General features: G+C 71.4%; 16 protein-coding genes. 7 read left to right on the top strand and 9 right to left on the bottom strand.

The annotated features are described in order from the left end of the window. Positions 1-35: 35 nt before the first annotated feature. Entirely contained in the window at positions 36-464 is a 429-nt protein-coding gene (locus tag ACWFR3_RS30710; RefSeq protein WP_453737914.1) for a hypothetical protein, read from the bottom strand. 198 nt (positions 465-662) lie between these two features. Between ACWFR3_RS30710 and ACWFR3_RS30705 the strand changes: the two genes are divergently transcribed. Both ACWFR3_RS30705 and ACWFR3_RS30700 read left to right on the top strand, forming a co-directional pair. Beyond that, positions 663-3,788, top strand: a complete 3,126-nt coding sequence (locus ACWFR3_RS30705; RefSeq protein WP_453737913.1) for an alpha-N-acetylglucosaminidase — start codon at positions 663-665, stop codon at positions 3,786-3,788. Between the two features lie 70 nt (positions 3,789-3,858). Further along, positions 3,859-5,775: a hypothetical protein gene (locus tag ACWFR3_RS30700; protein WP_453737912.1), complete on the top strand. Its 1,917-nt coding sequence runs from the start codon at positions 3,859-3,861 to the stop codon at positions 5,773-5,775. Between the two features lie 29 nt (positions 5,776-5,804). Here ACWFR3_RS30700 and ACWFR3_RS30695 read toward each other — a convergent pair whose 3' ends face one another. The 5 genes from ACWFR3_RS30695 to ACWFR3_RS30675 form a co-directional block, all read right to left on the bottom strand. After that, positions 5,805-6,323 carry an N-acetyltransferase family protein gene (locus tag ACWFR3_RS30695; protein WP_453737911.1) on the bottom strand — a complete coding sequence of 173 codons (519 nt, stop codon included), beginning with the start codon at positions 6,321-6,323 and terminating at the stop codon, positions 5,805-5,807. Continuing rightward, positions 6,320-7,024: a TetR/AcrR family transcriptional regulator gene (locus ACWFR3_RS30690; protein WP_453737910.1), complete on the bottom strand. Its 705-nt coding sequence runs from the start codon at positions 7,022-7,024 to the stop codon at positions 6,320-6,322. The genes ACWFR3_RS30695 and ACWFR3_RS30690 overlap by 4 nt, the downstream gene beginning before the upstream one ends. Before the next feature lie 77 nt (positions 7,025-7,101). Further along, positions 7,102-8,172, bottom strand: coding sequence for a PDR/VanB family oxidoreductase (locus ACWFR3_RS30685; protein WP_453737909.1), 1,071 nt, complete (start codon positions 8,170-8,172; stop codon positions 7,102-7,104). 1 nt (position 8,173) lies between these two features. Beyond that, a complete protein-coding gene (locus ACWFR3_RS30680; RefSeq protein WP_453737908.1) occupies positions 8,174-9,106 on the bottom strand; it encodes a metal-dependent hydrolase in 933 nt (310 codons plus the stop codon). A gap of 56 nt (positions 9,107-9,162) precedes the next feature. Next, positions 9,163-10,821, bottom strand: coding sequence for a SpoIIE family protein phosphatase (locus ACWFR3_RS30675; protein WP_453737907.1), 1,659 nt, complete (start codon positions 10,819-10,821; stop codon positions 9,163-9,165). A gap of 327 nt (positions 10,822-11,148) precedes the next feature. On the opposite strand from ACWFR3_RS30675, the gene ACWFR3_RS30670 reads away from it, so the two are divergent. The 3 genes from ACWFR3_RS30670 (at position 11,149) to ACWFR3_RS30660 (ending at position 14,791) form a co-directional block, all read left to right on the top strand. Beyond that, positions 11,149-12,798: a glycoside hydrolase family 13 protein gene (locus ACWFR3_RS30670; protein ID WP_453737906.1), complete on the top strand. Its 1,650-nt coding sequence runs from the start codon at positions 11,149-11,151 to the stop codon at positions 12,796-12,798. Between the two features lie 25 nt (positions 12,799-12,823). Next, a complete protein-coding gene (locus tag ACWFR3_RS30665) occupies positions 12,824-13,858 on the top strand; it encodes a LacI family DNA-binding transcriptional regulator (RefSeq protein ID WP_453737905.1) in 1,035 nt (344 codons plus the stop codon). Positions 13,859-13,933: 75 nt separating this feature from the next. Next, positions 13,934-14,791: a phosphatase PAP2 family protein gene (locus ACWFR3_RS30660; protein WP_453737904.1), complete on the top strand. Its 858-nt coding sequence runs from the start codon at positions 13,934-13,936 to the stop codon at positions 14,789-14,791. Here ACWFR3_RS30660 and ACWFR3_RS30655 read toward each other — a convergent pair. Next, the gene (locus tag ACWFR3_RS30655; RefSeq protein WP_453737903.1) at positions 14,779-17,772 is read right to left on the bottom strand and encodes a bifunctional [glutamine synthetase] adenylyltransferase/[glutamine synthetase]-adenylyl-L-tyrosine phosphorylase; all 2,994 of its coding nucleotides are present in this window, start codon (positions 17,770-17,772) and stop codon (positions 14,779-14,781) included. The two genes, ACWFR3_RS30660 and ACWFR3_RS30655, sit on opposite strands and share 13 nt — an antisense overlap. 117 nt (positions 17,773-17,889) lie before the next feature. Between ACWFR3_RS30655 and ACWFR3_RS30650 the strand changes: the two genes are divergently transcribed. Together ACWFR3_RS30650 and ACWFR3_RS30645 are read left to right on the top strand one after the other, a co-directional pair. Then, the gene (locus ACWFR3_RS30650) at positions 17,890-18,402 is read left to right on the top strand and encodes a pyridoxamine 5'-phosphate oxidase family protein (RefSeq protein ID WP_453737902.1); all 513 of its coding nucleotides are present in this window, start codon (positions 17,890-17,892) and stop codon (positions 18,400-18,402) included. 72 nt (positions 18,403-18,474) lie between these two features. Beyond that, complete coding sequence (locus ACWFR3_RS30645) at positions 18,475-18,909, top strand: VOC family protein (RefSeq protein ID WP_453737901.1); 435 nt, start codon at positions 18,475-18,477, stop codon at positions 18,907-18,909. A 71-nt stretch (positions 18,910-18,980) separates the two neighbouring features. On the opposite strand, the gene ACWFR3_RS30640 is transcribed toward ACWFR3_RS30645, so the two are convergent. After that, positions 18,981-19,535 carry a hypothetical protein gene (locus tag ACWFR3_RS30640; RefSeq protein WP_453737900.1) on the bottom strand — a complete coding sequence of 185 codons (555 nt, stop codon included), beginning with the start codon at positions 19,533-19,535 and terminating at the stop codon, positions 18,981-18,983. Positions 19,536-19,539: 4 nt separating this feature from the next. Next, positions 19,540-24,027 (bottom strand): RHS repeat-associated core domain-containing protein, encoded by a 4,488-nt coding sequence (locus tag ACWFR3_RS30635; protein ID WP_453737899.1) that lies wholly within the window; start codon positions 24,025-24,027, stop codon positions 19,540-19,542. Positions 24,028-24,106: the final 79 nt, after the last annotated feature.

The following is a 24,106-nucleotide window of genomic DNA, read 5'->3' as shown; positions in this document are numbered from 1 at the left end:
GGCCCAGTGCGCAGGCTCCCCCTACCGCTGCGCGGTCAGCTCGTGTGGTGACCGGAGTGGCCCGAATGCCCCGGGCCTCCGTCCTCGTGATCCCCACCACCGCTACTCCCCGAGTGGTGCGAGGACTTCTCCACCGTCCCGCCGAGCCGGCCGCGCAGCCGCATGACCACTTTCTCCTCGCCGACCGCGATCCACTTCTTGCCGACGAGGTACGTACCGCCGTAATCGGTGGCCTCGTCGAACCATTCGGCCTGGCCACGGGCATTTGTAAAGGTTACTAGGACGTAGCGGCGGGCACCTTTGTCACAGGTGGCCTGCCGCAGTTCGGCCGCGTCCGTCTGGATTTCGGGCTTGCACCGCGCCTTGGCCGCCAGCTGCTCCAGGCTGCCGCTCGCCGTGTCCGGCGGCGCGTCGTCGCCGTCCGAGCCGCACGCCACGAGCATCATCAGCAGTCCCGCACCCATGCCTACCCCCATGCCCGCCCGCATGCGCCTTCGCATGCCCCTGCTCGCGCCCGCAAGCGTCTTTCGCGCTGCCTTCTTCTTCACGCCCGTCCCTCCAGTCCCTTCAGGCGAGGTGAACTCGCCATCTCCGTATGCACCGTTGAGCGCAGGACGCCGCGCGGATACCGTGCGCCGCACCATTCGACCCAGGGGGTACACATGTCCGATCCGTCTCGACGTTCCGTGCTCGGCACCGCCGGGGCCATCGGCCTCGGTGCCGCCGTCGGCGGTGTGACGGTTCCGGCCCACGCCGCCGAGGGGCCCGTCCGGGACCCCGCCCACGCCCTCGATACGGATTCCGCACGCTCAGCGCTCAACAGACTCCTGCCGCATCACGCGGAACAGTTCCGGCTCAGACTCGTCCCCGCGAAGGGCGGCACGGACCGTTTCCGGGTGACCGGTACGACGGGGCGGATCGAGGTGTCGGGCACGACGCCCGCCGTGCTGCTCACCGGGGTCCACTGGTACCTGAAGTACGTCTGCGGGGCCCATGTCGCCTGGAACGGCGATCAGCTCGACCTGCCGCGCAGACTGCCCGCCCCCGCGCGCCCCCTGGAGCGGTCCACCGCGCTGCCGCACCGGTTCGCCCTGAACGACACGAACGACGGGTACACCGCGCCGCACGCCGACTGGGCGTACTGGGAGCGCATGATCGACGTGCTCGCCCTGCACGGCTGCAACGAGGTCCTGGTGATCGCCGGTGCGGAGGCCGTCTACCACCGGGTCCTGAAGGACTTCGGCTACAGCGACGCCGAGGCGCGCGCGTGGCTGCCCGCCCCCTCGCACCAGGCGTGGTGGCTGCTGCAGAACCTCTCGGGGTACGGCGGGCCGCTGTCGCCCGAAGTCATCGCGGACCGGGCCGAGCTGGGCCGCAGAATCGTCGACCGGCTGCGCTCGCTCGGCATGGCGCCGGTCCTCCCCGGCTACTACGGGCACGTCCCCGACGGATTCGTGGCCCGCAACGGCGGGGACGCGCGGGTGATCCCGCAGGGCACCTGGCACGGATTCAAGCGGCCCGACTGGCTCGACCCCCGTACCGCGTCCTTCGGCAAGGTCGCCGCCTCCTTCTACCGGCACCAGGAGCAGCTCTTCGGGGCCGCCGAAAACTTCAAGATGGACCTGCTTCACGAGGGCGGCACTGCAGGGGACGTCCCGGTGCCCGCAGCGGCGCGCGGCGTCGAGGCCGCCCTGCAGAAGTCCCGCCCCGGCGCGACCTGGGTGATCCTGGGCTGGGAGGCCAATCCGCTGCCCGAGCTCCTCGACGCGATCGACCGGCGGCGGATGCTGATCGTGGACGGGGTCTCCGACCGGTTCACGAGCGTCACCGACCGCGAGAAGGACTGGGGCGGCACGCCGTACGCGTTCGGCACCATCCCGAACTTCGGGGGCCGTACGACGATCGGCGCCAGGGCCCACATCTGGAACGAGAAGTTCTTCGCCTGGCGGGACAAGGGCGGCAGCGCGCTGGTGGGCACGGCGTTCATGCCGGAGGCGACCGACCGGGACCCGGCCGCCTTCGAGCTCTTCTCCGAGCTGGCCTGGACGAAGGAGAAGCCCGACCTGAAGGCCTGGTTCGACGGTTACGCGGGCTTCCGCTACGGCGCGCCCGACACCGACGCCCGCCGCGCCTGGCGGGCACTGCGGGAGACCGCCTACCGGCACACCGCCGTCGAGCGGAGCGACCCGCACGACTCGCTGTTCGCCGCCCGCCCCGACCTGGCCGCGAACCGCGCCGCCGAGTACGCGCCGCGTGCGCTGACCTACGACCCGGGCCGCTTCGACGCGGCCCTCACCGGCCTCCTCGGCATCCGTGGCGCACTGCGGGGCAGCGCCGCCTACCGCTACGACGTGGTGGACGTGGCCCGGCAGGCGCTCGCCCACCGGAGCCGGCAACTGCTGCCGCAGCTCCGGGCCGCGTACGGGCGCAAGGACGCGGACACCTTCAAGACGCTGTCCACACTGTGGCTCAAGCTGATGCGCCTCTCGGACGAGTTGACGGCGACCAACGAGGCCTTCCTGCTCGGCCCTTGGGTGGAATCGGCCCGGCGGATGGGCACGAACGACGCCGAGCGCGCCGAGTTCGAGCGCACCGCCAAGGTCCTGATCACGGTGTGGGGCGGCCGGTCGACCTCTGAGGGCGGCAAGCTGCACGAGTACGGGAACCGCGAGTGGGCGGGCCTCATGGCCGACTTCTACGTCCCCCGCTGGCAGAAGTGGCTGGACGAGCTTGCCGACGCCCTCGCGGCGGGGCGCGCCCCGCGTGACGTGGACTGGTTCGCGGTGGAGGAGCCCTGGACCCGCGAGCGCAAGGACTACCCCCTGCGGGGCATCGGCGACGAGTACCGCACCGCTTCCCGGGTGCGGGACGTGCTGGCCCGCGCTCCCTACCAGGGGTCCCTCGAAGTCGTCGCCGATCCGCCGTCGCTGCCGCCGGGCGGCCACGCGCAGGTAGAGGCCGTCTTCCGCAACGTCAACGGCCTGCGGGCCACGGGGCGCGTCGATTTCAAGCTGACCGGGATCGACACGGAGCCCTCGGGCCCCACGTACCTGCCGCGGGTCGAAGCGGCGGGCACGGGCAAGGTGGCGTGGCGGGCGAAAGCACCGGGCACCCCCCTCGACGATCCGCTGCGGCCGCTCCCGTACGAGATCGAAGTGCGGTACGGCCCCGCGGGCGAGCCGCGGGTGACGGCCGTCCACGAGGGCGTGCTCTACGAGGCGGGTCCGGTGGGTCCGGACTGGAAGAAGTACACCAACAACGCGGCGGTCTTCGGGGAGTTGAACGGCCGTTACGCGATCAACGGCGCGGGCGCGGACCTGTGGAAGGGCACGACGGAGTTCGGCACGCTGTACCGCGAAGGCGCGCTGCGCAGCGGTGTGTCGGTGACGGTCAGGGTCGACACGCAGGCGGTCACGGGGCCGTGGGCCAGGGCGGGCATCATCGCGCGCAACGCGATGGGGACACCGGGATCACCGGGCATCGTCGACCTCGCGGTCACGCCGGCGAACGGGGTGGTCCTGTCGTACGACACGAACGGCGACGGCACGCTGGACACCTACAAGCGCATCACCGGGATCAAGGCACCGGTGCTGCTGCGCCTCGGCCGGGAGGGGGACGTCCTGACGGGGTCGTGCTCGACGGACGACGGGGCCAGTTGGCGGGTGGTGGCGAGCGTGAGCGTGCCGGGGGCCGCGGCCTCACAGGACGTGGGCCTCTTCATGAGCGCGACCAACGGGGGTGACGGGGCGCGCGGGACCGTGGAGTTCAGCGGCTGGAAGGTCGGCTGAGGCAGGAGACCCCGGCCGCCGGGGAGGGGTGACGCGGCCCTAGAGGTGACCATCCGAGGATTCGCTCGTTTTGCTGAACGTGTCGTCGAATGTGAAGTCCCCCTCCCCGACCCGGGATCTCTCCGGCGTCGTCGATGTCGAGCAGGCCGAGGCCGCCCTCGTCGAGCACTACCCGCGTCTGGTGCGGCTCGCCTATCTGGTCCTGCCGCCCAGCCTCGGACGCAACCGCAGAGTCCTGACCGCCCACGCGCTGACCCAGCGCGCGCTGCCCCGCAGCCGCAGGTCGGGCGACGGCGAGGACATTCCGGTGCAGCGTTCGCAGGAAGGGCGGGGCGCCGACCCCGGTTACGCGTACATCCGGCTGCGCGTGCTCAGCACCGCGCTCGACGCGGGGCTCCCGCTGAAGCGGACCGCCCTGCCCAAGCGTTCGCAGCTGCCGCCGCTGCTGCCGCAGGTGTGGGGGCTCCGGCTCTTCCCGCGGTCGGGCGGCGCCGACGAACTCGCCCTGGACCAGCGGCTCTCGGCCCTGTCCGGCCCCGCCCGTGCCGCGTACGTGCTGCGCGGCCTCGAACGGCTCCCCGACGGCGACGTACGCAAGGTCCTCGACGCCGCCGGAGTCGACGAGCCGGGCGCCGCGCTTGCCGAGGCCGACGGTGTGGAGGCGGCGTACGACCTGCTCAGGTCCCCCGAGTTCGACCCCTGCTCGCTCCAGGCGCGGCCCACCGATCTGATGCGCCGCAGGCAGCACATGAAGGCCGGGGCCGTCGCGCTCGCCGCCGTCGTGGTGTGCGGGGCGCTCCTGGGCCTGCCGGGCGACGGCTGGGGTCCCGACGGCGCGGCGGCGCCCCCGTACGCGAAGAACCCGGCCGGGGAGGCCGCACTCGATCCGGGGCAGCTGACGACGGTGGCCGCCGGCGCGTGGAAGCGTTCCGCCCGCGCCGACTTCTCCGCGTGGCCCGCCAGGGGCACCCTCACCGGAGACCAGGCCCTGCTGCGGCGCGCCCTGGCCGTCTGGGCGAGGCCCGGCGAGTCGGTGCAGGTCTCCGCGACGACCGGCACTGCCGCGGGTGCGCCCGCCGGGCCCGCGCAACTGCTCTTCGCCGGCGAGGTGGACGCGGCGCGGGTCGTGCTCCTCTACGACGGACTGCGCGTCGTGCGCTACGCCGAGCCCAAGGACGGCACCAGCGGCGCCGCGCTCGACTTCGCCCGGGTGGACGGCGCGACCAGCGCCGAGGCGAGCGCCCTGGTGGTGAGCCGCGTCGACGGCAACGTGCGGTATCTGACCGCGCCCTGGGTGGACGGTATCGGCGTACGCGATCTCCTGAAGCCCGCGGCGAGCGCCAGCGCCCTCAAGCGGGACGGCGAGGGGGTGACCGAGCCGATGGCCAGTCCGGCGCAGGCCCGTGCGTGCTCGTCCTGGAACGCGCTGCAACTGCGGGACGACAAGGGCGTGAACCGGCTCTCCACCGACCTCGGCGAACTCGTCCCCGCCCATCTCACCGCGGGCCGCCCGCAGGCTCCGCGCGAGGCCACGGCCGCGAGCTGGTCCTCGACCGCCTGCTCGCTCGGCGACGCACGCTCCAAGGGCGTGCGCTCCGTGAACTCCTGGCAGTACGCGCGTCAGGCGCTGCCGGAGGGGAACGGCGCCGCGGCCTGGCTCTGCACCCGCGCCGACACCTGGCGGGGTGCCGGAGGCCGGGCCCTCGCGCAGTTCCGGGCGGCGGGCACGGCGGCCGTCACGGGGAAGGCCGAGGACTCGGCGGCGTGCGGGGAGAGGGACCCCTCGGTCCTCGCGGGCGTGCGGTGGAAGTCCCGGGGCGGCAACTGGTACCTGCTCGGGGCCGGCAGCAACGACGTCGTCTCGGTCGGGGCCACCGGCGGGTCGCAGACCCCCGGCAACACCCTGGCCGCACCCCTGGAGCGGGGCGCCCGCGCCGGGCTCACCGGGCGGCTCGCGGACGGCTCGAAGGTGTCGACGCTGCGTTGAGCCGCTGAGGCGCCCATGTCGTCGAGTGGTCAGGCGTCGGACGGGCGGGGCTCCCGCAGGTCCTTCTCCAGGAGCATCACGCCGTACGTGCTCCCGTCCGCCGCCACCTTCCCCGGCAGCTCCCCCACGACCGTGTAACCCGCCGCTTCGTAGTACTCCCGCAGCCGCGGGTTGGTCGACACGCAGTCGAGGCGGCAGCGCTCACGGCCCGCCTCGGCTATGCGCCGTTCGGCGCGCTCCAGCATCGCGCGGCCCGTCCCCGCCGGTGCGCCGCGCCGTGTCATCAGGCGGTGCACATAGCCCGCGACGGGCGGCTGTTCGCCCCAGGCGGGCTCGTCCGCCCACCACACCTCGTACGCGCCGGTGACCATCTCGCCGTCGTAGGCGAGCCAGACCTCGTCCGAGGCGATCCGGTCGCGGAAGTGCTCGGCGCCCTTCTCGCCCGGCTTCCACTGGTCGATCCCCTGCTTGCGCATCCAGCGCGCGGCGCCGTCGTAGAGGGCGACGAGGGTGGGGATGTCGTCTTCGTCGGCAAGGCGGTGGGTCAACTGCTCTGCTCCTGAGGTGCCAGTGCGATGAGGCGGGTGATCAGTTCCGTGAACGGCCCTTCCACGGGCTCCGCGGCGAGGATACGGCGCAGGATCGCCGCCATCTCCTCGTCGTAGGCGGCGCTCACCGCGGCGAGCGCCGCGAAGTCGTGGACCAGTTGCAGTTCCAGCTCGGCGCGCGGGATGCGGCGTCCGTCGAGCCAGATGAGGGCCGTGGACTCGGCCAGGGAGATCCAGGAGCGCACCACCAGTTCGAGCCTGGCGGGCGGGTCCGTGACGCCCAGGTGCGAAAGGATCTGGACGTACGCCGCCTGCCGCACCGAGTCGATCAGCGCGTTGGTGGTCGACGAGCCGACCGCGGGGCCGCCGCGCATCAGGGCGGAGAAGCCGGGGCCGTGGCCGTCGACGAAGTCGAGGAAGCGGCCCATCACCCGCAGCAGGCGCGCGCCGAGCGGTCCTTCCCGCGGTTCCACGAAACGCTCGGCCAGATCGTCGGCGGCACGCTGCAACGCCGCTTCGTACAGGCTGAGTTTGCCGGGGAAGTAGTGGTAGACCAGCGGGCGCGAGATGCCCGCGGCCGCCGCTATCTCGTCGATGGACACGTCGTCGGGCGAGCGGTGGCTGAACAGGTCGAGCGCGACCCCGATCAACTGCTGCCGCCGCTCCTCGACACCCATTCTGCGGCGCACCCCGGTAGTCATGCGAACACCTTACCGAGCAGATCCGGCCGTCCAAGGGGCTGGTCCGCTCCAAACGTTCACATCTCCCGTCACGTACCTCACATGTCCAGGACGATTCGGTCACCGCTCGCCCTCGACACGCAGATCAGCATCGAGTCGGCGCGCTCGGCGTCCGTGAGCAGTTCGTCGCGGTGGTCGATCTCCCCTTCCAGGACGCGCTGTTGGCAGGTTCCGCAGAAGCCCTGCTCGCAGGAGTACGCGGTGTTGGGCAGCTCCGCGCGCACCGCGGAGAGGACCGTGGTGCCGGCGGCCACGGTGAGGGTCCGTTTGCTGCGGCGCAGTTCCACCTCGAAGCTGCCGTTGCCGTCCGCGGACGTGTGCGGCGAGAAACGCTCCAGGTGCAGGTCGGCGCCCGCGGGCAGGGCCGCCGCCACCGCCTCCATCAGGCCCTCGGGCCCGCAGACGTGGACCGCGGCACGGGGCGCGAGGTCCGCCAGGAAGCCGGCGAGGTCCGGTCGGCCGCCCTCGTCCTCGGCGACGACCGTGAGCCGCCCGGCGCGGTCGCCCGCCAGCTTCTCCACGTCCTCCAGGAACGGCATCGAGGCACGGGAGCGCCCCCCGTACAGCAGCCGCCACTCGCGGCCCGCCGCCTCGGCCGCCCGCAGCATGGGCAGGATCGGGGTGATGCCGATGCCGCCCGCCACGAAGACGTACGCCTCGGCGTCGGCCAGCGGGAAGCGGTTGCGCGGCCCGCGCACCTCGACCTCCGCGCCCTCCCGAAGCTGCTCGTGCACCTCGCGCGAACCGCCCCGGCCGCCCTGCTCGGCGCCGATCAGACGGGTCGCGACGGTGTACGAGGAGGTGTCCTCGGGGTCCCCGCACAGCGAGTACTGCCGGACGAGACCCGAGGGCAGGACCAGGTCCAGGTGGGCGCCCGGCTCCCAGGCGGGCAACTTCTCGCCTTCCAGGCGCAGTTGTACGACGCCTTCGGCGACGCTCTCGTGCCGGGTGACAAGAAGCCGCAGCGCGCGGGAGCGCGGGCGGCCCGAGACCGGCTCCTCCAGGGCGGGCAGCGGCCACAGCGGGGAGGCGTCGATGCGGCGCCGCATGGCCCGCTTGGCGAGCACGGCCGCGCCCGTGACGAGCAGGACGGTGCGGATGCGGGGCATGTCAGTGCGTTCCCTTCGGCGAAGGCAGCGATTCCGTCGCGGCTTCGGCGGCGGTGGCCGCCGGGGACGAGGCGAGGTAGGCGACGGCCTGTGCGGTGCTGCCCTCGTGGGAGGGGTGGTAGGCGCGGCTGAGATAGCGGGGGATGGAGCGGATCATGTCCGGCGTCGTGGGCAGCGTGCCCTTCTTTCCGCCCCGGTAGAAGTCCTTGAAGGACGCCTTGCCGCCGATCAGCGTCGGGTCGTTCTCCATGAAGAAGCGCGCGCCGCGCTGCCAGAGGAAGACCAGGGCGGTGAAGGCGGTGGCCCAGGTGCGGGCGCGGCGGCGGTAGCTGCCGTCGACGTGCATGAAGAGCTCGAAGGCGACGGAGCGGTGCTCGACCTCTTCCGCGCCGTGCCAGCGCAGCAGGTCGAGCATGGTCGGGTCGGCGCCCCTGCGGTCCAGTTCGTCGGCGTTCAGGACCCAGTTGCCGAGGAACGCGGTGTAGTGCTCGATGGCGGCGATCATCGCGACGCGCTCCATCAGCCACCACTTGCGGGCCTTGCCGGGCGGCAGGGTCCGGTCGCCGAGCATCTTCTCGAAGAGCCAGTCGACCTGGGCGGTGTAGGGCGTGGGGTCGAGGCCCTGCTCCTTGAGGTGCGGCAGGACCTCGTCGTGGGCCTGCGCGTGCATGGCCTCCTGGCCGATGAAGCCGATCACGTCCTCGCGGAGCCGGTCGTCACGGATGTACGGCAGGACCTGCTTGTACACGTGGACGAACCAGCGTTCGCCCGCCGGGAGCAGCAGGTGCAGCACGTTGATCGTGTGCGTGGCGAAGGGGTCGCCCGGCACCCAGTGGAGCGGGGTGTCCTCCCAGGAGAAGGAGACCTTGCGTGCCTTGAGCGGTATGTGCTCGGACGCGACGGGCCTCGGCTCCCGGCTCTGCGTATTAGACATGGCGTCAATGTACTGACGGGTAGGCCCGTGGGTACAGGTGCGTGCGACGGTTTCTTTCAGTCCGTCCCGAAGCCCGTACGGCGCAGGGCCAGCAGTGCGATGTCGTCCTCCCGCTCGCCTCCGAAGCAGGTGAGGAGCGTGTCGCACAGGGCGCCGACCCCCCTGGGCGCACCCCCGGCCGCCACCCGCAGTTGCTCCATCGACACCGCAAGGTCCGTGCCGCGCGTCTCGATGAGCCCGTCCGTCACCATCAGCAGGCGGTCGGTGCGCGCCAGGATCACCTCGCTCGGCTCCGGCCTGTCGAGGCCGAGCCCCATGAGCGGCCCGCACGCGTCGACGTACTCGGCCGTGCCCTCGTCGCGCACCACGAGCGGCGGGATGTGGCCCGCGTTGGCGATCCGGGTGCGACCGGTGGCCGGATCGACCAGGCTCAGGCACATCGTGGCCGTCACACCGGGGTGGTAGTGCTGGAGCATCCGGTCCAGGCGCAGCGCGAGCACGCCGGGGTCGGGGTCCTCGACGCAGTACGCGCGCAGCGCGTGCCGGATCTCGACCATGACGGTGGCCGCTTCGAGGGAGTGCCCGACGACATCACCGATGCCGGTCAGGACACCGGCGGGGGTGGGAAGCGCCGCGTAGAAGTCCCCGCCGATCTCGGCCTGGCTCGACGCCGGTTCGTAGCGGACGACGACATCCGTGCCGGGCAGCTCCGGTAACTGCGCGGGCAGGAAGCTGCGTTGCAGGGTCAGTGCGATGTGGCGCTCCTCCTCGTACCGCAGGAGGGGTTCCGCGGCGAGGGCGGTGGCGTGGGCGAGCCGCTCGACCAGGTGCCCCGTCTCGCCCGAAGGCCCTTCCTGGTACACGGGGGTCGCCAGGCACACCAGCGTGCGCCCTTCGCGCAGACGGGCCAGGACCAGACCGGCCTCCTCAAGGAGCCCGTCGCACCACGGCCCGGCGACCCCGACCGGACGGAAGAAGCCCCCTGGCCACAGCGGGGCGGGCACGACGGTGCAGCGCACGCCCGAGCGCCCCGACATGACGCGCCGCATCAGCCGGGCCACCGCTTCGTGCGCCGCGGCGTCGGGCAGCGAAGAGGCCGCTCTTCGCCGGGAGAGCCCCCGGTGGATCTCGCCGTCCTGGCCGAGCACGAACACCGTCGCGGGGCCGCCGGTCAGCCGTGCCGTGCCGGTGGCCGCCGCGTCGGCCAGCTCGCCGAGGCAGCGCGCGGACTGCACCTCCAGGATCGCGGCCGCCAGCATCGCGAGCCGTCCGACGCGCAGCTGGGCTTCGGTGCGGCAGCGGCCCCCGCGCGCGGCGGCCCGTACGACCGCCTGGATCTCCTCGGGTTCGGCGGGCACCGTCAGATAGGACTCGCCTCCCGCGTCGAGCCCCCGGCACCGGTCGGCGGGCGGGCGGGCCGCCGCCGAGAAGTGGACGACGGGCAGGGCGGCGATGGGCGGCAGCTGCTTCATGCGGCGGCACAGTTCGTAGCCGCTCATGTCGGGCAGGCCCACGTCGACGAGCGCCACGTCCGGCAGGTCGCCCGCCCGCATCCGTACGTCGAGTTCGATCAGGGCCTCGGCCGCGCTCGCGGCGAGCAGGACGCGGTGACCGTCCCTGCGCAGGACGGCGCTCAGCGCGTACCTGCTGGCCGGTACGTCATCGACCACCAGGACCGTGCTGACCGTATTCACTGCCTTGCCCTTGACGCTCACGCGGGACAGCCCCTCGGCGCGGAACGGGGCAGGCCGACTCGTGCCTGCCTCCTCAAGTTAGCGCTCCGCCGCACGCCCCGGGGGAAGACGGCGACAGCACGACCCGGACCGGTGGAGATCATCGAACTCGCACTGCCCGCAGACCGCTTGTCGCTAGAATCGTCCGCTTCCGCCCGCACGAGCCGCGGCGCGTACTGAACGTGCCCCGCACTCCCCTGCCGCAGGCGGCCGCGGCGATGTGCCCGCCGCCCGGCAGAACCTCGTGACCTTCGCCTTCCGCCGGACGTTCAACGGAGTGCCGCACCTCCCGTACTACTGAGGGACTTCATGACCCAGCACGTCACCGCCGCCCTTCCCGCCGACGCCTCGTCCGACGACTCCGCGCGCCGCGAGTGGTGGCGCGACGCCGTGATCTACCAGGTCTATCCGCGCAGCTTCGCCGACGGGAACGGCGACGGCATGGGCGATCTGCCGGGCATCACGGCCCGCCTGCCCCATCTGAAGCGGCTCGGCGTGGACGCCGTCTGGTTCTCTCCCTTCTACGCGTCCCCGCAGGCCGACGCCGGGTACGACGTGGCCGACTACCGCGCGGTCGACCCCATGTTCGGCACTCTGCCGGACGCCGCCGAGCTCGTACGGGAAGCGCACGCGCTCGGTCTGCGCGTGATCGTCGACGTGGTGCCCAACCACTGCTCGGACCAGCACGAGTGGTTCAAGGAGGCGCTGCGCGAGGGCGGCGGGTCACCGCTGCGCGAACGCTTCCACTTCAGGAGCGGGAAGGGCGATGACGGTCAACTGCCGCCCAACGACTGGGAGTCCGTCTTCGGCGGCCCGGCCTGGACGCGGGTCGATGACGGCGAGTGGTACCTCCACCTCTTCGCGTCCGAGCAGCCCGACTTCAACTGGGACCACCCGGCGGTGCACGAGGAATTCCACTCCATCCTGCGTTTCTGGCTCGACCTGGGCGTCGACGGCTTCCGCATCGACGTGGCCCACGGCCTGGTCAAGGCGGCGGGCCTGCCCGACATCGGCCACGAGGAGCAGGTGAGGCTGCTCGGCAAGCAGGCCGTCCCCTACTTCGACCAGGACGGCGTGCACGAGATCTACCGCAGCTGGCGGCGGATCCTCCAGGAGTACCCGGGCGAGCGCATCGCCGTGGCCGAGGCGTGGACGCCGACGGTGGAGCGCAGTGCGCGGTACCTGCGCCCCGACGAGCTGCACCAGGCCTTCAACTTCGAGTATCTGAGCACCGGTTGGGACGCGGCCGGGCTGCGTGACGTCATCGACCGCTCCCTGACCGCGATGAACGCCGTGGAGGCACCCGCCACCTGGGTGCTCTCCAACCACGACGTCGTGCGCCACGCCACCCGCTTCGCCGACGGGGATGCCGCGCGCGGTCTGCGCCGGGCGAAGGCGGCCACGCTCCTGATGCTGGCGCTGCCCGGCTCGGCGTACATCTACCAGGGCGAGGAGCTGGGCCTGCCCGAGGTGACCGAGCTGCCGGACGAGGTGCGCCAGGACCCGGCGTTCTTCCGCAGCACGGGGCAGGACGGCAAGCGCGACGGGTGCCGGGTGCCGATGCCGTGGTCCGGGCAGCGGGCGCCGTTCGGCTTCGGCCCGGTCGAGGGCGGCCCCAGCTGGCTGCCGCAGCCCGCGGCGTGGAAGGGCCTCACGGCCGAGGCGCAGGACGGCGATCCCGCATCCACCCTGGAGCTCTACCGCGGCGCGCTCGCCGTGCGCCGCGAGCACCCGGCGCTCGGCGCGGGCCGCGACGTGGAGTGGCTCGACGCCCCCGAGGGCGTCCTCGCCTTCCGCCGCACCTCGGCGCGCGGCACGTTCGTCTGCACGGTCAACCTCTCCGCCGCACCCGTCACGGTCTCCACCCCCGGCACCGTCCTCCTGTCCAGCGCGGACGTGACGCCCGGCGCCACCGCGACGAACCTGCCGGCAGATTCAACGGTCTGGTGGGCAGCCTGAGATGTGACCGGTACAGTCCAATCCTGTGACCGCGCGACTGGCCGACATCGCAGCGCAGGCGGGGGTCAGCGAGGCGACGGTCAGCCGGGTGCTCAACGGCAAGCCCGGCGTCGCCGGGGCCACCCGCCAGTCCGTGCTTGCCGCACTCGACGTGCTCGGCTACGAACGTCCGGTGCGGCTCCGCCAACGCAGCGCGGGCCTGATCGGGCTGATCACCCCGGAGCTGGAGAACCCGATATTCCCCGCGCTCGCGCAAGTCATCGGGCAAGCCCTGACCCGGCAGGGGTATACGCCGGTGCTCGCCACGCAGACGCCGGGCGGCTCCACCGAGGACGAGCTGACGGAGATGCTCGTGGACCGCGGTGTCAGCGGCATCATCTTCGTCTCGGGCCTGCACGCGGACACCTCCGCGGACATGCAGCGCTATGAGCGGCTGCGCGCGCAGGGGGTGCCCTTCGTGCTCGTCGACGGCTTCTCCCCCAAGGTGCAGGCGCCCTTCATCTCGCCGGACGACCGCGCCGCGATGCGCCTCGCGGTGACCCACCTCGTCTCCTTGGGGCATACACGGATCGGGCTCGCCCTGGGCCCCAAGCGGTTCGTGCCCGTACAGCGGAAGATCGAGGGGTTCGTACGCACGGTGCAGGATCTCCTCGCACTGACTCCCGGGGAGATCGAGTCCGAGTTCGTCCAGCATTCGCTGTACACGCTGGAGGGCGGGCAGGCGGCGGCATCCGCACTGATGGACCGCGGCTGCACGGCCGTCGTGTGCGCGAGCGACATGATGGCCCTGGGCGCGATACGGACGGCGCGGCAGCGCGGATTCGAGGTTCCCGACGACATCTCGGTGGTGGGATTCGACGACTCCCCGCTGATCGCGTTCACCGATCCGCCCCTGACCACGGTGCGTAAGCCCGTGCCGTCGATGGGGCAGGCGGCGGTACGCACGCTCCTGGAGGAGATCGGCGGCACGCCCGCCCCGCACAGCGAATTCGTCTTCATGCCGGAGCTGGTCGTTCGGGGTTCAACCGCTTCTTCCCCTCGGGGATGCACTCGTCCGTAGGGCGTAGAGAATGCGGCCTGAACCAGACCTTGGGATGATCGGGCGGATGGTCGGTATCTGGCAGACTCTGTGCCTATGGGTGAGATGACTGTGACGACACTGGAAGGCCAGCAGCGGCCCACCACATCACCCATCGCGGGCGAGCAAGAGGACCGCAATGGGCGGGCATTCCTGCGCCGCCTTCGCACGCCCCGACGCCCGCGGCTCTGGTTCGAGATCCTCCTGATCGCGGTGAGTTACTGGACGTACTCCCTGGTCCGCAACGCCGTGCCGGAGCAGAAGTCACAGGCCCTGCGCAACGCCGACTGGATCTGGCAGGCGGAGCAGCAGCTGGGGATCGCCGTGGAGCAGAGCGTCAACCACGCGGTGAACTCGGTGTCGTGGCTCATCGTCGGCATGAACTACTACTACGCGACGCTGCACTTCGTCGTGACGCTCGGTGTCCTCATCTGGCTGTTCCGCAAGCATCCGGGACGCTATGCGGCGACACGCATGGTCCTGTTCGCGACAACCGCCGTGGCGCTCCTCGGGTACTACCTCTACCCCCTGGCGCCCCCGCGCCTGATGAACGGCCACGACTTCATCGACACGGTCCTCGTCCACCAGACGTGGGGCTCCATGGCCTCCGGCGACCTCAAGCACATGTCGAACCAGTACGCGGCGATGCCCTCGATGCACATCGGCTGGTCCCTGTGGTGCGGCCTGACGATCTTCGCCCTGGCCTCGGTGCCGTGGGTCAAGGTGCTCGGCCTGCTCTACCCCACGGCGACCCTGATCGTGATCGTCGCCACCGCCAACCACTTCTGGCTGGACGCGGTGGGCGGCATGATCTGCCTGGCGTTCGGGTTCGCGGTGGCCTGGTTCTGGTACGGGGCGCAGCCGCACAAGCTGCCGCGTGAGGTCCCCGCCCCGGCGGCAGCTCAGGCCCCGTAGAACCTCTCCTCCATCACGGCCCGCGCCCTGCGCGTGGTCCGCCGGTAGTCGTCCAGCATGTCCCCCACGTGCCCGGGGTCGTAGCCGAGGTAGCGGCCCACCGCGGCCAGTTCCCGGCCGTCCGAGGGGAACGTGTCGCCGGCCCGGCCGCGCACCAGCATCACCGCGTTGCGCACCCGGGTGGCAAGGACCCATGCCTCGTCCAGGATCGCCGCGTCCTCGGTCGGGATCAGTTCCGCCGCGCAGGCCGCCGCAAGAGCTTCGCGGGTGCGGGTCGTGCGCAGGCCCGGTTCGACCCAGCCGTGCGTCAGCTGCATGAGCTGTACGGTCCACTCCACGTCCGAGAGGCCGCCGCGGCCCAGCTTGGTGTGCAGGGTGGGGTCGGCGCCGCGCGGCATGCGTTCCGCCTCCATGCGGGCCTTCAGGCGGCGGATCTCGCGGACCGCGTCGTCGCCGAGGCCCTCCGCCGGATAGCGCAGCGGGTCCACGAGCTCGATGAAGGCGCGCCCCAACTCGGCGTCGCCCGCGATGGGTTCGGCCCGAAGGAGCGCCTGGGACTCCCAGACGAGTGACCAGCGGCGGTAGTAGGCCTCGTACGACGCCAGGGTCCGCACCAGCGGGCCGCTCTTGCCCTCGGGGCGCAGGTCCGTGTCGATCAGGAGCGGCGGGTCGGCACTGGGGAGCTGGAGGAGCCTGCGCATCTCCGAGACCACCCTGGCGGCCGCTTTCCCCGCCTCGTGGTCCCCGACGCCCTCGCGCGGCTCGTGGACGAAGAGGACGTCGGCGTCCGAGCCGTAGCCCAGTTCGTGGCCGCCGAGGCGGCCCATGCCGATCACCGCGAACCGCACCGGGAGCGTGTCGCCCCAGCCCTCGCGGACCACCGCGCGCAACGTCCCCGCGATCGTGGCGGCCGTGAGGTCGGAGACCGCGTCGCCCACCCGGTCCACGAGCGCGCCGGGATCGGCCTCCGCGGGGCTCTCCTCGGTGCCGTACGAGCCGATGATGTCCGCCGCGGTCGTGCGGAACAGTTCGCGGCGGCGGACGCCTCGTGCCGCCGTCACCGCCTGTTCGGCGCCGTCCGCGCGGCCCACCGCGGCGAGGACCTCCTGCTCCAGGTGGGCGTGGTCGCGCGGTTCGAGGCCGCGCTGGTCGCCGAGCAGGGCCACCGCTTCGGGGGCGCGCATGAGGAGGTCGGGGGCAAGGCGTCCGGCGGACAGGACACGGGCGAGGTTCTCGGCGGCGGCGCCCTCGTCGCGCAGGAGCCGCAGGTACCAGGGGGTCTTGCCGAGCGCGTCGGAGACCTTGCGGAAGTTCAGGAGGCCCGCGTCGGGGTCCGCCGAGTCCGCGAACCAGCCCAGGAGCACGGGGAGCAGGGTGCGCTGGATCGCCGCCTTGCGGGTGACGCCGGATGCGAGGGCCTCCAGGTGGCGCAGGGCGGCGGCGGGGTCGTGGTAGCCGAGGGCCACCAGGCGTTCGCGGGCCGCCTCGGTGCTCAACCTGGTCTCGCCGGGCGCCAGTTGGGCGACGGCGTCCAGGAGCGGACGGTAGAAGAGCTTCTCGTGCAGGCGGCGCACGACCGAGGTGTGCCGCTTCCACGCACGGTTCAGCTCGGTGATCGGCTCCGTGCGCATGCCCAGGGAGCGGCCGATGCGCCGCAGGTCCGCGTCGTCCTCGGGGATCAGATGGGTGCGGCGCATCTTGAACAGCTGGATGCGGTGCTCCAGGGAGCGCAGGAAGCGGTAGGCGTCGTCGAGCTGTACGGCGTCCACGCGCCCCACGTAGCCGCCGGCGGCGAGCGCTTCGAGGGCGACCAGGGTCGAGCCGCTGCGGATCGAGGTGTCGCCGCGGCCGTGCACCAACTGCAGCATCTGTACGGCGAATTCGACGTCCCGCAGCCCGCCGGGGCCCAGCTTCAGCTCGCGGTCGACCTCGCCCGCCGGGATGTTCTCGACCACCCGGCGGCGCATCTTCTGCACGTCGGGCACGAAGTTGTCGCGCTCGGCCGCGTGCCAGACCAGCGGCGCGAGCGTGGTGACGTACTCCTCGCCGAGGGCCAGGTCACCGGCGACCGGGCGGGCCTTGAGGAGCGCCTGGAACTCCCAGGTCTTGGCCCAGCGCTGGTAGTAGGCGAGGTGGCTGCTGAGGGTGCGCACCAGGGGGCCGTTGCGGCCCTCCGGGCGGAGGTTGGCGTCGACCGGCCAGATCGTGCCCTCGACCGTGGTCTCCGAGCAGATCCGCATCATGTGCGAGGCGAGCCGGGTGGCCGCCTGGACGGCCTTGCCCTCGTCGGCGCCGTCCACCGCCTCGCCGACGAAGATGACGTCGACGTCCGACACGTAATTCAGCTCGTGGCCACCGCACTTGCCCATCGCGATGACCGCGAGCCTGCACTGCGATGCATCCGCCGGGGCCGCCGCCTCGGCCATGGCGAGCGCGGCGCGCAGGGTCGCCGTCGCGAGGTCCGCGAGCTCGGCCGCCGCCTCGGCGACGTCCGTCGTGCCGCAGACGTCACGTGCCGCTATGGCGAGCAGGCAGCGGCGGTAGGAGACGCGCAGCGAGACCGGGTCGGTGGCGTCCTCAAGGCCGCGCTCGAACTCCTCGACGCCGGGGTGCAGGTCGGCCAGCTCGTACGTGGCCAGGGCCCGCCAGTCGCCGGGGTGCCTCGCCAGGTGATCGGCGAGGGCCTCGGACGCGCCGAGCACGCCGAGGAGCCGGTCACGCAGCGGCTTGGCGCTGACCAGGGTGTCGAGGAGCTCCCGGCGGCTGAGGTCGTCGGGCTGCCCCTCGACCAGGCGCAGCAGACCGAGGAGGGCCAGGTCCGGGTCGGCGGTGGCGCTCAGGGCGTCGAGGAGCACCGGGTCGGTCCGCACCGCGGACAGCTCGGGAGCCCCGAGGAGCCGCTCGGCGGCGGACGGATCGGTGAAGCCGTGCCGCAGCAGCCGCGTGAACGTACTGCTCCTGCGCCCTTGCGGCAGTGTCATCCCCGCGCCTCCGTTCGATCTTCCTGGACCGAGCCTACGGCCTGACCGATGAGTTCTGCCCGCGTGCGGAGTCCGCACTTGGACGGGAACATTGTCGGCAGCAACAGGAGGCGGACCATGCCGAGCAGGGAACCGCGTACGGAACTGGACGCCCGGTACAGCAGTGCGGGGGCCGCCGCGACCCCGTGGTCCGACGCCGTGCGGCAGCTCAGGGCGGCCGAGCTCTTCTGGATCTCGTCCGTACGCCCCGACGGGCGCCCGCACGTCACACCGCTGCCCGCGGTCTGGCTGGACGACGCGCTGCACTTCTGCACGGGCCCCGGGGAGCGCAAGGCACGGAACGTGGCGGCCAACCCCGAGGTCGTGCTGACGACGGGCGTGAACCTCTGGGACAAGGGCTACGACCTGGTCGTCGAGGGCCCGGCGGTCCGGATCACGGACGAGGCGAGGCTGCGGCGCCTCGCTGCGGCCTGGGAGGAGAAGTACGGCAGCTTCTGGCACTACGAGGTGCGGGACGGCTGCTTCCACCACGGGGCGGGCCATGCGTACGTCTTCGAGGTGGCGCCGCGTACGGCGTTCGGCTTCGGCAAGGGAGAGCCGTTCAGCCAGACGCGGTGGCGGTTCGGGTGAGGCCGCGGCGGCGCCGGAGCGGACGCCGCCGTTCACGCTGACAGGTCCCCGGAGCCCTGATGTACTCGGCCCATGGAATACACACTCGAGGTGATCCCGCTCCCCGTCAGTGACGTCGACCGGGCCAAGGAGTTCTACCGCGACAAGCTCGGGTTCCACGTGGACATCGACACGGAGGTCATGCCGGGCATGCGCATCGTCCAGCTGACCCCGCCGGGCTCCGGCTGTTCCATCGCCCTCGCCGACACCCTCTGGGACACGATGGACGGTCCCACCCCGGCCCCCGGTTCCTACCAGGGCCTGCAGCTGTGCGTGGCCGACGCGAAGGCGGCGCACGCGGAGCTGACGGCGCGCGGCCTTGACGTCAGCGAGCCGGTGGCGCACGCACCGCAGGACGGCGGCACGTTCATGTACTTCAAGGACCCGGACGGTAATGGCTGGGCGATCCAGGAGTACCGGGTGCGGGCGGAGACGCCGTTGCGGGCGGCGATCGTCAGCTCCCTTTAGGGGCGGGCGGACGGGTGGCCCGGCGGACGCGTCCGCTGCTCGTGTGCGGACCGCCCGTCGGCGCCGTCGGCTCATTCCGTTCTCAGCTCGCGGCTGTTGGCCCGGTTCTTCGCGATGTTCCGTGTCTTCTTGGTGCGCGCCGACTCGGCGACCACGGCGAGTACCGCAGGCGACATCGACCACTGGGCGAGGTGGCGCTGCATCCAGTCCGTGACCTCCGCCAACTCGTCCGGTGTCGGCACGTGACCGTCCTTGACGGACAGGTAGAACAGCCAGTCCTGGATGCGACGGCGGATGAACTCACGGAAGGACTCCACCGTGAGCTGATCGAGCTCCGGCAGCAGCTCGTCCGACCACTGCCGGAACTCGTCAGGACCGGTCACCTTCCACGCAATCTCGTCCACGAGGGCGACCACCGCCCCCTTGGAGATCGACTCGAAGGGGTCCCGCAGCATCGTGGCCACCACCGCACGGTCCCGGTCACGGCTCCGTGAGGAAGCGATCACCGAGACAACGCGTCGGTACGCGGACCCTCGCACGTGCTCGTCCGCAACGGCTTCGTCGACGTCCACGTCGGTGATGCCGGCCTGCGCCAGCAACTCGGCCACATCGGAATGCAATGTCATCGCTTCATCCCTTCTCGCAGGCCTCCTTGGCGGCCTTGACCTGCTTCGCTTCCTCCTGGTCCCGCTGACTTCGCCAGCCGAGCTTCCTGACGGCGGTCCTGATCTGCGGCTTGAAATGCTCCACCGCTTGTCGCTGTTTGCGATTGAGCTCCGGTTCGCCCTTACGGGGGTGGCCGTTCTGCCCGATTCTCACCTCGCGGCCCCCACCACCGGTGACATGGGCGTGCGCCGGTGGGTCGACGTCGTACTCGTGCACGACGATGCGCACGCCGTTCTTGCTGACGTCGAGGAGGGAAAGGCCGAGCGGGTCGATCCACATGAACGGGTTGGGCACGTAACTGTGCGGCGCGAAACCACCGTTCAGACCGATCGGGTCCGAGGTGAGGTAGCGGGCGGTCTCGGGGTCGTAGTGCCGGAAGAAGTTGTAGTGCATCTCCGTCTCGGGGTCGTAGTACTGACCGGGGAAGCGCAGGGGTGTGTAGGCGGTGGCGCCGCGGTTCCAGACCGTGCTGCCCCAGAGGGTGGTCCTGGTGCGCCAGGCGATGTCGCCCTGTTCGTCGAGGAGCTCGGTCGGGGTGCCGACGATGTCGGTGACGATGGCGTAGAAGCGGGCGTCCACTTCTTCGTCGGTGAGGTGTTTGCGCTCTGTCTGGGCCAGGGGGCGCAGGCCGATGTGGTCCCAGGTCAGGGTCACTGATTCCGGTGTGCCCGGGGTGCGGCTCGTCTGTTCGCAGAGGGTCATGCCGTCCCAGGTGAAGTCGACCTGTTCCGCCACCCCCTGTTCCGTCGTGCGCTGTTTGGACACCCGGCGCCCCAGGGGGTCGTACAGGTAGCGCCACCTCGTGCCGTCGGGGGTCACCACGGACGTGAGGCAGTCATCTGCGTCCCATTCGTAGTGCCAGGTGTCGGGCTTGCGGGACAGGCGGGTCTTCTGGCGCAGGGTGGTGCGACCCGCTGTGTCGCGTTCGTAGCGGACGTCGCCCGCCGCGGTGATACGGGTGCCGGTGTAGGTGCGGGGGCCTGTCGCCTCCTGGCCCGGCATCGCGGCCGGCCAGGACGCGGCGGTCTGGTTGCCCGCCTCGTCGTAGGCGTAGGTCTCCGTCCAGCCCGACGCGCGGACCGCGGTGACCCGGCCCGCCACATCCAGGTCGAAGTGCCGCGTGCCGCCAAGGCGGTCCTTCATGCCGGTCAGATGGCCGTCCGCGCGGTACGCGTAGGCACGGTGCTGGATACGCGCACCGGCCGGGCCCACCAGATCCTGTGTCGAGAGGCGGCCCATGGCGTCGTACACGTTCGTCAGGGTCAGAGCCTCGCCGACCGTGCGGGTGAGTTCCCGGCCCGCCTCGTCGTGCGTGAACGCCAGCCTCCGGCCGGACGAGGTCATTTCGATGCGGTTGCCGGCCGCGTCGTAGGTCCAGGTGCTCGTCGCGCCGGAGGGTGTCGTGCGGCCGGTCCGGCGGCCCAGTGCGTCGTAGGTGTAGGTCATGGTTCGGCCGTTGACCGTCTCCGAGAGGAGATGGCCGGACCTGTCCCACTCCAGGGTCAGTGTCACGTCCGGGCCCACCGCCTCGGTGAGGCCGCCTGCCGCGTCGTAGGCGTAGCGCGTGATCGCGGCGCCTGCCACGCTCTTGGTGACCGTCCGGCCGAGCACATCCCGTTCGAAGGCGATCTCGTCGCCTGCGGCTGTCGTACGGGTCACCAAGTCGCCCACCGCGTCATGGGTGTAGGTCAGGGTGCGGTCGTCGAAGTCCGTCTCCGCCACCAAGCGGCCCGCCGCGTCATATTCGTAACTCCAGGTCAGACCCTGCGGGTTGGTGACCTTGCGGAGCTGGAGCTGGGTGTCGTGGGCGAACTCGTAGCGGACGCCGTCGGGGTCCGTGCGGGCCGCGATCAGGTCGAAGTGCGAGTGCTCGTACGTCGAGGTCGCGCCCATCCCGTCCGTGTGCGAGGTGCAGTTGCCCTCGGCGTCGTACGTCCACGACTCGGTCGAACCGTCCGGCTCCGTACGCCGTGCCAGTTTGCCCTCCACCGTCCACTCGAGCCGCGAGATCGCGCCCGTCGGGTCCGTGATCGTGTGCGCGCGGCCGAAGGCGTCACGGTCATAGCGGGACACCGCGCCCAGCTGGTCCCTGACTTCCAGTGGCAGGCCCGCAGCGTCACAGCGCTGCTCGATGGTGTGGCCGAGGGGGTCCGTGACGGTGGACACGGCTCCGTTGGCGTGGTGGGTGAAGTGGTGGGTCGTGCCGTCGTGGGCGGTCATGCTGGTGCAGTTGCCGTACTCGTCCCAGGTCTGGCGCTGGACGGTGCCGTCCGTGCCGACCATCTCGACCGGCAGGTTGAGGTCGTTGTACACCGCGCTGGCGCATGTGCCGTCCGCAGGACGTATCGCGGTCAGATTGCCGCGCTCGTCCCAGGTGTTCTCGGTACGGCGCCCCAGCTCGTCGGTGCGGGCGAGCAGGTTGCTCCAGCTGTCCCACTCGGTGTGAACGGTGCCGCCCAGTGGGTCCGTCTCGGACAGGAGCTGGCGGAGGTCGTTGTAGCGGTAGACGGTGGTGTGGCCGAGGGCGTCGGTGTAGCGGGTTTCCCGCTCATCGGGGCGGTACTCGATGGTGCAGGCCAGGTGCCCCGCGGTGCTCTCGCCGCGGACGCAGCGGTCCTCGTCGTCGTAGGTGAAGCGGTACCAGGAGTCGTTGCTGTCGGTCCAGGACGTGATGCGGTCCCGGTCGTCGTAGTCCAGACGCAGCCGCGGGCCCGCCGAGTTGTGGACCTCGGCCAGATTGCCGACCTCGTCGTAGCCGTACGCGGCTACGAGGGTGCTGCCGGTACCGGCGCCGGGGGTGAGCAGACGCAGTGCGGTGACGCGGTCGTCGTCGGTGTCCACCTTCAGGTGGTAGCCGCCGGTGTGGCGTACCGCCGTGGGTGCGCCGGTGGCGTCGTGGTCGATGTCGATGCGGTTGCCGTTGCGGTCGGTGATGGCTCGCAGGGGCAGGGTTTCGTGCCGCTCTCCGGCAAGGGGGTCCTTGTCCACCGTGTCGGGCGTGTCCGTCGCCTCTGTCGCGTCGGGCATGACCGGGAGGAAGTGACGGACGCGGCCGGTGTGCGGGTCGGCGGCCGTGACCGTGCCCGCGTCGTCGATGGCCAGCGGCCAGCGGGGGCCGTGGGCGGGGAGCACCGGTTCACCGCCGGGTTCGGGGTGGGGATAGGACAGCAGCTGGCCGTCCTCGGTAACGTAGATCAGCCCCTTGTCGTCGATCACGACCCGCTCGTCCAGCGTCGAGGCCCATGAGTCGCCGTACCAGTGGCCCCAGCCGTACGTGGACAGGTGCGTGCGCTGGAGGACGAGGGGGAGCAGACCCGGCAGTTCGACGTCGGTCTTCTCCATGAGCATTTCGCCGGAGATCATGTCGATGGGGTCGCCGTTCTTGCAACGTCCCTTGGCGGGCTTGCCCTTGCCGACGACGTCGTCGGCCCCCTTGCGCAGCCCGCCCTTGCCGAACCCCTTGCCGAGTCCCTTGAGGCCGGCCTTGAGGCCCTTCATGCCCTTGGCGAGGCCGCGGAGGGAGGTCAGCCCCTTCATGCCGGGGATGCAGTCCAAGGCGGCGAAGGCGACGTCGAGCAGCCCTGCTTCCCCCTTGGCGTATTTGTTGAGGGTGTCGGCGAGGACGACGAGAGCGGCGACGAGGACGATGGCGGCGAGGATGGGCCCGCCGATGATCATGGCGATGACGCCGAGGACGGCGACGACGACCTTGCAGACGGCGACGATGGTGTCCCAGTTGTCGGTGACCCAGTCGCCGACCTCCTCCCACCACTTGCGGTTCTGGATCCCGGCGTCGGAGGCCTCTTCCAGCTTCTTCTTCGCCGTACCGGCCGCGCCCTCGCGCATCTTGCGGGCGTCCTCGGCCATCTTCTTCGCCGCGTCCAGGTTGCTCTGCGCGGCGGTGACGTCGGACTTGGCGGCGGTCTGGGCCTTCTCGGCGGAGTCGGCGTTGCGGGTGGCGGCCTTGACCTTGTCCGGGTCGGGCTTGGGCACGTCCTTCCCGGAGTCCTTGTCGTCCTTGTACTTGTCGGCTTCCTTGCCCGCCTTGTCCACCCACGAGTCCGCCGAGGTCAGACGGGTCTGGGCGGCGGAGAGGCTGGTCTGCGCCTCGCGGCCCTTGGCGAGGGCCTTGTCGGCCAGGGCCTGGGAGCGTTCCAGCTCCGGCCAGTACGTGGACAGCGCGTCGCCGGCCATCTCGTAGCTCTTCTTGAGCTTCTTCAGCTTGCCCGGCGCGTCCTCGAACTCCGCCGTGAACGACTCGGCCGTTTTCCCGGCCCAGGTGAGGATCGCGTCCTCGCCCGCCATCCCCTTGATGTCCCGGAGCACCTTCGACACGTCGTCGGCGAAGTCGTGCAGATTCTTGGCCAGGTTCCGCACCCGGTCCGGATCACCGGGGGTCGGGTCCTTGTCCAAGTCAAGTACATGCCAATCCGCCGGACGATTCCCCGCCATCCTGCAACCCCCGTCACGCGTTCCCCGCTAGCCACTCCGTGCGGAACGGTAAGTTACTAGATTTGCTGGTGGGGAGGGG

The sequence above is a fragment of the Streptomyces sp. NPDC055189 genome (genome assembly GCF_053606765.1).
Note: the sequence above shows the minus strand (reverse complement) of the source record. Positions and strands in the feature narration are given on the sequence as shown.

Excerpts from the sequence above, each read along its gene's own strand:
- ACWFR3_RS30710 (WP_453737914.1), bottom strand. The coding sequence starts at position 464 with ATGGGTGCGGGACTGCTGATGATGCTCGTGGCGTGCGGCTCGGACGGC.
- ACWFR3_RS30645 (WP_453737901.1), top strand. The coding sequence starts at position 18,475 with ATGGAATACACACTCGAGGTGATCCCGCTCCCCGTCAGTGACGTCGAC.
- ACWFR3_RS30635 (WP_453737899.1), bottom strand. The coding sequence starts at position 24,027 with ATGGCGGGGAATCGTCCGGCGGATTGGCATGTACTTGACTTGGACAAG.
- ACWFR3_RS30670 (WP_453737906.1), top strand. The coding sequence starts at position 11,149 with ATGACCCAGCACGTCACCGCCGCCCTTCCCGCCGACGCCTCGTCCGAC.
- ACWFR3_RS30650 (WP_453737902.1), top strand. The coding sequence starts at position 17,890 with ATGCCGAGCAGGGAACCGCGTACGGAACTGGACGCCCGGTACAGCAGT.
- ACWFR3_RS30680 (WP_453737908.1), bottom strand. The coding sequence starts at position 9,106 with ATGTCTAATACGCAGAGCCGGGAGCCGAGGCCCGTCGCGTCCGAGCAC.
- ACWFR3_RS30655 (WP_453737903.1), bottom strand. The coding sequence starts at position 17,772 with ATGACACTGCCGCAAGGGCGCAGGAGCAGTACGTTCACGCGGCTGCTG.
- ACWFR3_RS30685 (WP_453737909.1), bottom strand. The coding sequence starts at position 8,172 with ATGCCCCGCATCCGCACCGTCCTGCTCGTCACGGGCGCGGCCGTGCTC.
- ACWFR3_RS30690 (WP_453737910.1), bottom strand. The coding sequence starts at position 7,024 with ATGACTACCGGGGTGCGCCGCAGAATGGGTGTCGAGGAGCGGCGGCAG.
- ACWFR3_RS30705 (WP_453737913.1), top strand. The coding sequence starts at position 663 with ATGTCCGATCCGTCTCGACGTTCCGTGCTCGGCACCGCCGGGGCCATC.
- ACWFR3_RS30640 (WP_453737900.1), bottom strand. The coding sequence starts at position 19,535 with ATGACATTGCATTCCGATGTGGCCGAGTTGCTGGCGCAGGCCGGCATC.
- ACWFR3_RS30660 (WP_453737904.1), top strand. The coding sequence starts at position 13,934 with ATGGGTGAGATGACTGTGACGACACTGGAAGGCCAGCAGCGGCCCACC.